Annotated in this window: 9 protein-coding genes; all 9 read right to left on the bottom strand. The window is 38.0% G+C overall.

Translation table 11 applies throughout. The features are described 5' to 3' along the window. Positions 1–342: 342 nt before the first annotated feature. The 9 genes from Q0A12_RS05460 to Q0A12_RS05420 all read right to left on the bottom strand — a co-directional run bounded on the left by Q0A12_RS05460 (position 343) and on the right by Q0A12_RS05420 (position 8,666). Positions 343–528, bottom strand: coding sequence for a hypothetical protein (locus tag Q0A12_RS05460; protein ID WP_291291654.1), 186 nt, complete (start codon positions 526–528; stop codon positions 343–345). Positions 529–620: 92 nt separating this feature from the next. Then, a complete protein-coding gene (locus tag Q0A12_RS05455; RefSeq protein WP_291291653.1) occupies positions 621–2,720 on the bottom strand; it encodes a glucosaminidase domain-containing protein in 2,100 nt (699 codons plus the stop codon). A gap of 303 nt (positions 2,721–3,023) precedes the next feature. Further along, on the bottom strand, positions 3,024–3,536 hold the full coding sequence (locus Q0A12_RS05450; RefSeq protein ID WP_291291652.1) for a GNAT family N-acetyltransferase: 513 nt from the start codon (positions 3,534–3,536) through the stop codon (positions 3,024–3,026). Positions 3,537–3,570: 34 nt separating this feature from the next. After that, entirely contained in the window at positions 3,571–4,506 is a 936-nt protein-coding gene (locus Q0A12_RS05445; protein WP_291291651.1) for a dihydroorotate oxidase, read from the bottom strand. Positions 4,507–4,745: 239 nt separating this feature from the next. Beyond that, complete coding sequence (locus Q0A12_RS05440) at positions 4,746–5,096, bottom strand: hypothetical protein (protein ID WP_291291650.1); 351 nt, start codon at positions 5,094–5,096, stop codon at positions 4,746–4,748. Positions 5,097–5,482: 386 nt separating this feature from the next. Continuing rightward, the gene (locus Q0A12_RS05435; protein ID WP_291291649.1) at positions 5,483–6,934 is read right to left on the bottom strand and encodes a helix-turn-helix domain-containing protein; all 1,452 of its coding nucleotides are present in this window, start codon (positions 6,932–6,934) and stop codon (positions 5,483–5,485) included. A 163-nt stretch (positions 6,935–7,097) separates the two neighbouring features. Continuing rightward, on the bottom strand, positions 7,098–7,592 hold the full coding sequence (locus tag Q0A12_RS05430; RefSeq protein WP_291291648.1) for a tRNA (uracil-5-)-methyltransferase: 495 nt from the start codon (positions 7,590–7,592) through the stop codon (positions 7,098–7,100). Between the two features lie 222 nt (positions 7,593–7,814). Further along, positions 7,815–8,300 carry a hypothetical protein gene (locus Q0A12_RS05425; RefSeq protein WP_291291647.1) on the bottom strand — a complete coding sequence of 162 codons (486 nt, stop codon included), beginning with the start codon at positions 8,298–8,300 and terminating at the stop codon, positions 7,815–7,817. Positions 8,301–8,405: 105 nt separating this feature from the next. After that, positions 8,406–8,666, bottom strand: coding sequence for a hypothetical protein (locus Q0A12_RS05420; protein WP_291291646.1), 261 nt, complete (start codon positions 8,664–8,666; stop codon positions 8,406–8,408). Between the last annotated feature and the right edge of the window lie 67 nt (positions 8,667–8,733).

Raw genomic sequence — 8,733 nt, 5'->3', positions numbered from 1 at the left:
TTTTTAAAAGTTTTTTTCAGAAGAAGTTTTTCGACGACTTCTTTCGCTTGCTCAGCGACTTAATTAGAATAACAAATGAATTGTTATTTGTCAACAACTTTTTTAATCTTTTTTATTGCTATATCAGCATCAAATTGATTTTTTATTTTTGCGACTTCGTTATAATATCATCTGTATTCAATTTGGTCAAGCACTTTTTTCAAAAAGTTTTTTTGAAAGGTTTTGACCGTCAGCTCAATTGCCAACGTTCTCTACTTTATCATTATGTTATTGAAAGAGCAAGTGTTTTTCTGAAATTTTTTCAAAAATCTTCATAAAAAAAACTGCCTTAAAAGCGGCAGTTTAATCGATATCCCGAGTACGAAAGCGAATTTGGTTATTTTCATCCCGTTTCAAGACTGTTTCTTCTTTCAAATAGCTAAATGTTTTTTCTTTAAGATCAGGATTTTCCAGCATTTCCTCATATCCCGTGAAGATATCTTGGATATATTTTTTGTAGACTTTTTTCTTTTTGATACGTTTTTTCATTCGGCACCGTCCTTTACGTGCTCTATCTTAGCAATTGTAGCAGAAGTTGACAACCGAATTTTCGCTATTTCTGAGACTTTTTGATTAAAAGGTTATTTTGGAGCAATATAACTGACGCTTTGAGAGTAAGCAAGTTCATTGGGAATGATCCGATAAGAAATCGTGTGGCCATCAATGACATTTCCTTCTGAAATCAGAATTCCATCCTCGCCGACCGCTTCCACAAATGCTACATGCCCGTATTGTGAACTAGATCCAGCAACGCCAGGGGTAAAGCTAATCAGATAGCCTGCTTTTGGTGAGGTTGCCGTTTTGTACCCTAAGCGTTTCGCCGTAGTGCCCCATTCGCCGCCATTGCCCATATAATCATCCACACTGCCTCCTAGTTGCTTCACTCGATTGTAAGCATACCAAGTACATTGTCCAACTGGATAGGAGCCGGAGGTATTGTAATTGACACCGTTATAATCAGGAAATACCAACAATTGACGATATTCTTTAGGGATCGCTTCTTTTGATTGAATCACTATACCACTGGCAGCCTTAGCTTCATCATATTTTGTTAATCCATAAACAGCAATCAAAGAATTCAATTTATTGTTATAACTAGTATCTGTGGCATAACGTCCAGTTAAGTATTCTGTTGCTTGCAAATAGTTCTTCGCTTCAGAACGCCAAGTTGGTTTGTAAAAATCAGCGTTGCCACTGATTCCTGTCCGCAGCAGCTGCACATAATCTTTTAAAGACTCTTTGTATCCTGTATAGGTACGAAAAGCAGCTTGAATAGAATAAAGTTCTCCTGCACCATTGTCTTCTGCTGTCATCATAGAGATGGATTGACTCCCAGAACTTCCCTTGATCCCAAAGAGATTATAGTATGGTGGGGCAGCCAATCCGCTTTGACCAGATCCGCTTTCTAAGATTGCCTGCGCAATCATTACTGAGGCATAAACACCATAGGTTAAACCTAGCTCTCGAGCATCTTCTGAGATGGAAGCGATAAAGGCTTCCGTTTGCGGATTTGTACGAAAATCATAGCTAGCGGCATATTTATCGATCAAGGATTGCCCATGAGCGGTCAGCTTTTGTGATTCAGTAAAATGCACAACCATATCTGGTTGATTTACCAAGTCTTCTTGAAGGATCTGTTTGTTTTCCTCACTGCTTGTTTTTCTAGTAACGGTATAGATTCGTACGCCGACATTATCTGTCGTTGCTTTCTCTTCCTTCACGATTTGCTCTGCTTGAGGCTTATCTGCCATAATCAATTTATCCTGTCCAAGATAAATTGCTGCCTTGACCAACTGCTTACCGTCTTTCCAGAACAAAAGGTCTCCAGGAACAGCTTTTTCATAGGATGTTTGTTTTCCTACCTGACTGAGCTGTTGATATGATTCGATACCTTTCAAATCAAAAACTCCGCGATAAACAGCAACAGGCAATGAAAGATTATTAAATCCAGAACCTTTTGCATCTTTTTCGTATGGTTTACCTAGTTGATTCAGCGCTTCTGAAATCAATGCTGCCGATCGCTCATTGGCCAATTGACTTAATAATGGCAAAATATAGCCGTTCAAATTAGAATCCGTTGGCGTTGTCACCAATGTCTTCGCTAAATCAACTGAAGCACCACTTGGTTGAAAAGAAGGAGCTACAGGGCCAGTAGAATTATCTGTACCCGTACTTACTTCCGAAGAATCCTTTGACGAGCTTGTCGTTGTATGATTCGGCCTAGAGGATTCGCTGGTTTCAGATGGTTTCACAGAAGACGACTCACTCTCTGTCGTACTTGTAGAATCTTTCGTTGATTCGGTCGTTGACTCACTGCTTCCACTTGTTGAAGTTGAAGTGGTCCCACTTTCAGAAGAGCTCGTACTTTCTGTTGTGCTGGTGCTTTCATCACTTGAAGAAGGTTCAGTTGAACTGCTGTCCTCAAATTCATTTGAGTTGTCACTTTGACTCGGTTGGGTCGTCGTTTCAGTTGTCGCTTCGACAGATCCTTCGATCTTCGCGTCAGATGTCTCGGAAGGTTCATTTTTTTCCGTTCCTTCTGAAGGACTTGAATTGACCGCTTCAGTTGTGTCTTCATCCATAACAGTCAGCGCTCCAACTGCAGGTCCTCCTTGACCTAACAAGATTAACAGAGCTGCCAACATCGCCAATGCTTTACGCATATTTTTTCTTTTTTTCATTGGATACTCCTCCATTTTTTACTCACCACAACTTTACCATAAGAAGATCATTAAAAGAAAGTGATAACAATCTATTTTTATACAAATTAAATACTTCGTATAAGTAAAAATAAAGAAACAAAAAGAAATACAAACCGCCTTGCATAATAAAACTACGCAGGAACGGATCGTATTTCTTAAATTCAATGAAGAAAACAGAAGAATAATTTTTGTTTTCTTACTTATACAGTAGGAACAACCCCATTGATTTTTTTGATTGCTTCTATATTCTACAAGCCAAAATGGTGAGACTTGCTAGAAATCTTAGAGCAATTTCTGATAAGCCAATCGTTCACCATGGGGAATAGGAAAAACGATTTGGCCACAAAACTGATAGCCACATCCGGCAATTATTTTTTGCATCCCAAGATTCGCTTGGTACGTATCGATGCGCAAATCATGAATCCCTATTGCCAGTGCTTCTTCTTCTAACGCTTTCAGCAAGTGTGCACTTAACTGTTTGCCTCGAAAATGATCACTGACTACTACGCGATGGATCGAAGCATAAGGCCCCTCACCAATCCACCCTTTCCCGGTGATTGCGGTATAAACCGGGTCTACGCCTTTAACTAAAGCGGCGGAGGCAGCCATTTGTCCATCGTATAACAATACATAGCTCTCTTGGTTCTTGATATCCTCGGCGATTTTTTCATGATTGGGACCATAGCCATCTTGCCATTGTGGTGATCCTTGTTTTTTTAGCGATTGTATTCCCATTTCAAATAAAACCATCATTTCTGGCAAGTCGGAAAGAGTTGCCTTCCTAAATTCGATCATGTCGTTCCTCCTTCAGCAGTGTTTCGCAAATCGATTACAGCGAACGAAGCTTACCTCGGAAGTCATCAATTGATGTATAGCCTTTAGCGGTCATGATTTCAGCCAACTCTTTTTTTAGACGAGCAAAAATCGCTGGTCCTTCTTTTTGCAATTCGGTACCTACTTGTAGCATTGTGGCCCCACACAATAAATGCTCAAAGGCATCTTGACCTGAACGAATACCGCCAGTTCCGATTACTTTGATTTCTGGCTTTAGTCGGGTTGCAAAAGCACGAACGTTGGCTAATGCTGTTGGTTTGACATACTCTCCACCGATGCCGCCAAAACCATTTTTCGGTTTGATGACAACCGCTTCGGTATCAATATCTATATATAAGCCATTTCCGATGCTATTGATCGAATTGATATAGGTCAAAGGGAATTGATTCAAAATTTCAGCCATTTGATCAAAATGTGCTAAATCAAAATAAGGAGGCAGTTTCACGCCTAAAGGTTTTGTAAAAAAGCTAAACACTTGTTCTAAAATTTGTTTAGTCAAAGGGAAATCATAAGCCACTTGCGGCTTACCTGGTACATTTGGGCAGGAAAGATTTAACTCCGTAATGCCCTGAAAGTTACTAGCTTCAATTTTTTTAAGAAGCTCAATATTTTCTTCGACGCTCATTCCTGCAACAGAAAAGAAGAAAGGTGATTCAGGTGCCATTGCTTCTTGTTTTTCTATAGCAAAATCCAAATAATAGTCTAAGCCTTTATTAGGTAATCCCATTGAATTGATACTACCTAGAGCAAGATCCACATATCTCGGTTCCGGATTACCTTCTCGTGGCGCTAACGTGGCACTTTTTGTCACAAAAGAACCGGCTTCGGATGCTGCAAGCTCCTCCAAATCACTTGTGGTCATACAATGAACCCCAGATGCGTTCATAAAAGGATTGTTGTAGGTGAATTCACCAAATTTAGTCGTTAACATGGTTTGTCTCCTTTCTTCATTGAAAATAGTTTACCTTTCCAGTTTGCAAAATGCAATCGTCGTTTTGCCTTTCCGCCTATTTTTATCTGTAGGGTCAGCTATTTACTAAAATCCATGAAAAAAAAGGCAATCCTACTTCATATCTGATTGCTCTTAGTTATTGCTTTAAATTATTGTTCTTAGTTGTCACTCTTACTTCCTATTTAAATTTCTTCTGGAATGAAATTTCGTTGACTCTTTTAGAGCCGTTCGATCAATTCTCTTTGCATTTTCCCTAACGTCACTATTTTCTTTAGTATGCGAAAACGCCATTTTTTATTTTGGACGGTAAAACGCCAAACAACATCTAACCCGTTGAACCCTTGGGTTAATTGCTCATTGGTTAGGTCCTTTCTTGCGTAAGCAATGTGATCGATGACTTTTGTTTGAAAAAAGTTCAAAAATAGAATAATCACTTGGCGATCATCCACAAGTAAGATCACATTGCTGCTAATACTTTCCATACTTTGTGACTCGGCATAACCAATACTCATATCGCCTTCATTATATGGAGCGGCTAAGCGACAGAGCTTTTTCTTTGTTAATAGCATAGGCTGGATTCCTTTTCTTTCGTTATCAACTACTATTGTATCATTCTTTATCAAAATGGTCCTCGTTGCGATAAATGACTGTTTCATATAAGCTGTTTTTCCTTTTAACTCAGCGCCGTTTTTCTTTTACCATCAAGCGTATTAAAAACAAGCCGATTAGCAGGTGCCGCTTTTCTAATTGAAAAGTATATGAATAATAAGAAAGTCTCACTGAGAAAAGCCGCTGCCAACTTCTCTTAAACTTCTCTTAAAAGTTAAAAGAGTGCCAACATTTTTAACGAGTCCTCCTAAGCGCTAATCTTCCCTCAATTTGGCATCAAAAAAGCCATTTCTGATCAAGGCCTCCAATCCTCAGCTCCCTGCTATCAAGAGATGCTGAGAATCATTTACCTTTTCAGAAATGACTGCAAGACTTTTTCAATTTTTTCATAATCCGAGGCGTGTAGTTCTTTGTTGATCGCGATGATTTCTGCATTTGAATAGATTTGCTGGTAATCCGATAATGGGATGGTCGTCAGTACGATATCGATTTCCATTTTTTTGAAGACATCGGCAGGAGACACAAAGATCAGGTGATACTTTGTTTGAAAATAGATTTTTATTTGCTTAGCAATCAAATTTTCAGCAGATTGAGGCAGTGTGGTTTCTAAATAAATGGTGATTTTCCTTTCCAGAGCTAACCTTTGGGGTAAATCTGCTAGTAACATCGTATATTGTATGGTCAGAAAACTTTTTTCTTTGAATAAGGCCAGCTGGGTCTCCTTATAAGCTAAGTCAAAAAAACGCTCAAGGTGTGCTTTTAAATTTGGAAAATAGTTTGTAAATGCTAAAGAATAATCTTCGCCATCCAAATCACAGAGGAAATGATTCAGAATATTCGCAAATGAATGGCTAGAAAAAAGGGCGACAGCTGCTTTATCATCTAAAGGCAAAATTCTCATTTTGTTGATCGCATAGTTGGTCGCTAATCCAGCCGGTTGCGAATGCGCCACTTCAAAGGCAATTTCTTCTTCCATATTTGCGAACAATCCGAGTCCTTTAAAGACTAGGTAGGCAAAATAAACTTCCTCTTCTTTGATCTCGCTCATAATATTGGCTGCTTTAATAACTCTTTTTAAGTTGGCATAGTTTTGCGAGGTTTCTGGAATGTGCTCATAGTTCATTCGGTTACCAGAGTTGATTCTAAGTTGACAGATAGCAAAAAGAAACATCACGCGCTTCTTTTCTAAGAGAGATAACTTTTTGAAAAAAGAATGCTTCTTAAAATTGTTGACGATCATTTCCACTTTCTTCTCCGAAACTGTGGTGAAAGGCCAATACAACCCACGATTGATTTTCCAATAAAATACCAGTAAGAACATCCTGATTTGACCTTCTTCACCAGTAAATTCAAAGGTTTTACTGGCAATGCCAATCGATATTGGCTTTAAAATGCTTCGCACTTCTCTTAAGTGGCGTCTTGCTGTCGCTTCACTTATATGATTCTCGAGGGCATAGTGGGCAATTGTTTTGAATTTATTATGTAACACATATTCAATAATTTTCAGCCGTGGCGCTGGTTCTAGAATATAAATAAAAAAGGACTTTAGGTCTCTGCCGATTGGTACTTCTAGCTTTACTCCTCTCAAGGAGACATCAATAGCAAATCCCGAGTTATTGTACTCCTTGATATCTTGTTCTAAAGTCCGGATAATTTTTCTTGTATAAAATCCTGAGAGATTGAACTCTTTCCGTATTTCTTCAGTCGCTACGTATCGGGCTTTTCTCATTAAGTATTCCGAAATTCTAATTTCGAGCAAGACATCTTCGGGAACGATTTGAGAGTAAATACTATCCATCTTAAAAACCCTTTCTTTGTTGGCTACAACATTATGTGTTGAAATGGTTGGAACCCCTTTGGGTCTATTTCTATAATCATAGAAATTCTCTTAAATGACCTACTTTGATTTTCTCGGTTCGCTACCGCCCAGTATTCCACTGATTGACTTCATCCGTTTCAATTTATTGGAAAATCAACTTTAGTTTGATGGCTGATCCATTCAGTTCACTTTGCTTTTCGTCAAAGGTAAAACACTGATATTCCAATAAGGCATTTTCGTATTCACCTGCCGCAACCATCTGCTCAAGTTTGATTTCGTATAGACCGTTTCCGGGTTCAATCAGCTTAGACGCCCAAATCGTTGTCTCATCCGGTAGCTTTAGACTGATTTTAAAGTAGCAATCATTTTCTTCTGGATTATAAAAATTTACCGCTTGTTCAAGTGAACCAGCTTTCAGCGTCATTGAGTCATAACCTGGAATCGCGATGGAAGAGGGTTTAGCTTTTGAGGAGGTCTCTTTTTTTCCTTCCCAAGAAACACCTTCTGTCTCCAGAGAATTTTCAGCGGTTTGATTGAAAAACAGTTTGCGCCCCACTGCTCCGCCAAGAAGAAGCAAAAGTGCGAGTAAGAGAAAAATACCTAAACGCTTTTTTTTAGATTTGTCTTTAATGACCATTTGATTATAGTCCTTTCTTATGATTATTTCTCAGATTTCAACTCGATCAGTCTCTAGCCTATTGATAGTGTAAAAAAACCTATTAACAGAACTTAGTCTTTTCGTTCTGCTTAATAGGCATTGATTTAAAAAGTGTAAAAGATAGCTTAAATACTTAAAAAATGAGTGGTGATTTACTTTTCCTTAAAACTTCATAAAACACTTTTTGACTCTGCAAAAAAGTTATTTGGTAATTGCTTTTACTTCAGCATAAAAAGAAATGGTTGTTTGGTATGTTCCAACCTTCATATTATCAAATTGTTCTTGAGGAATCTGAATCAGCAACATCTTTTTTATTTCATCAGAGATTTGTTGAGAAAAGAAATTGATTGTATCTACGTTTGAAATGATTTTGTTCTCTTGTCCGTCTTCTTCAAAAAGCACATAATCTAATTTATTACTTGGGTTTAATGTATCTGTGAATACATTGTTTTTTCGAACCTTCACTTCTACATAGTGGTCAGCAGAAACTTCCCCAGATACCCATAAATTACCAATCTGAGTGACTGCTTCAGTAATAGGCTGACTAGCCGGAATATGTAAGACCCATTCATCCTCGTTTTCCAGTGTTAGTACCGTATTTCCATGTTGGTCATCCGCAATCCCCATGACCGTTCCAAAACTAAACAATGAGAGCGACAATAGAACTGTTGCAATCATTTTTTTCATACCTTTTCCTCCTATAAATAAACTATCGTATGGATTAGACGATGATTTTTCTGCTAAAAAGTCAAAAACAGTCTTTTATCAATATTTTGATATTCTGCTTAGCGATTATTTCATTTCATAAAATAAAACCTTTTTCACTTGGTAGATGTATTCATGGGGAGTATCACTGTTTGAAACCCATACTTCGCTTATTTCAGCGTCATCTGACGTAATGACCTGATATTCGGGAATATAGAGCATCCAATCACTTTTTTTGACAATCGATAATTTTGTCTCACCATTCGTTGATTGATCAGCAACGACCAGTGATGTTCCTACCATAACTAAGGCCAATGAAACCAAAAAAAATAAGGCGACGTCTTTCATGACTTACGATCTCCTATCGTTCTAAAAAACCACAAGTATCATGATACCTATAAAAGAACTAAAGAAT

The organism is Enterococcus sp., from assembly GCF_022711995.1.
Taxonomy (GTDB): domain Bacteria; phylum Bacillota; class Bacilli; order Lactobacillales; family Enterococcaceae; genus Enterococcus_D.
The sequence above is the reverse complement of the archived record's forward strand: the minus strand, read 5'-3'. Positions and strand labels throughout refer to the sequence as shown.

What these genes read in the sequence shown, in the direction of transcription:
- Q0A12_RS05460 (WP_291291654.1), bottom strand. Translation starts at nt 528, where the DNA reads ATGAAAAAACGTATCAAAAAGAAAAAAGTCTACAAAAAATATATCCAA.
- Q0A12_RS05455 (WP_291291653.1), bottom strand. Translation starts at nt 2,720, where the DNA reads ATGAAAAAAAGAAAAAATATGCGTAAAGCATTGGCGATGTTGGCAGCT.
- Q0A12_RS05450 (WP_291291652.1), bottom strand. Translation starts at nt 3,536, where the DNA reads ATGATCGAATTTAGGAAGGCAACTCTTTCCGACTTGCCAGAAATGATG.
- Q0A12_RS05445 (WP_291291651.1), bottom strand. Translation starts at nt 4,506, where the DNA reads ATGTTAACGACTAAATTTGGTGAATTCACCTACAACAATCCTTTTATG.
- Q0A12_RS05440 (WP_291291650.1), bottom strand. Translation starts at nt 5,096, where the DNA reads ATGCTATTAACAAAGAAAAAGCTCTGTCGCTTAGCCGCTCCATATAAT.
- Q0A12_RS05435 (WP_291291649.1), bottom strand. Translation starts at nt 6,934, where the DNA reads ATGGATAGTATTTACTCTCAAATCGTTCCCGAAGATGTCTTGCTCGAA.
- Q0A12_RS05430 (WP_291291648.1), bottom strand. Translation starts at nt 7,592, where the DNA reads ATGGTCATTAAAGACAAATCTAAAAAAAAGCGTTTAGGTATTTTTCTC.
- Q0A12_RS05425 (WP_291291647.1), bottom strand. Translation starts at nt 8,300, where the DNA reads ATGAAAAAAATGATTGCAACAGTTCTATTGTCGCTCTCATTGTTTAGT.
- Q0A12_RS05420 (WP_291291646.1), bottom strand. Translation starts at nt 8,666, where the DNA reads ATGAAAGACGTCGCCTTATTTTTTTTGGTTTCATTGGCCTTAGTTATG.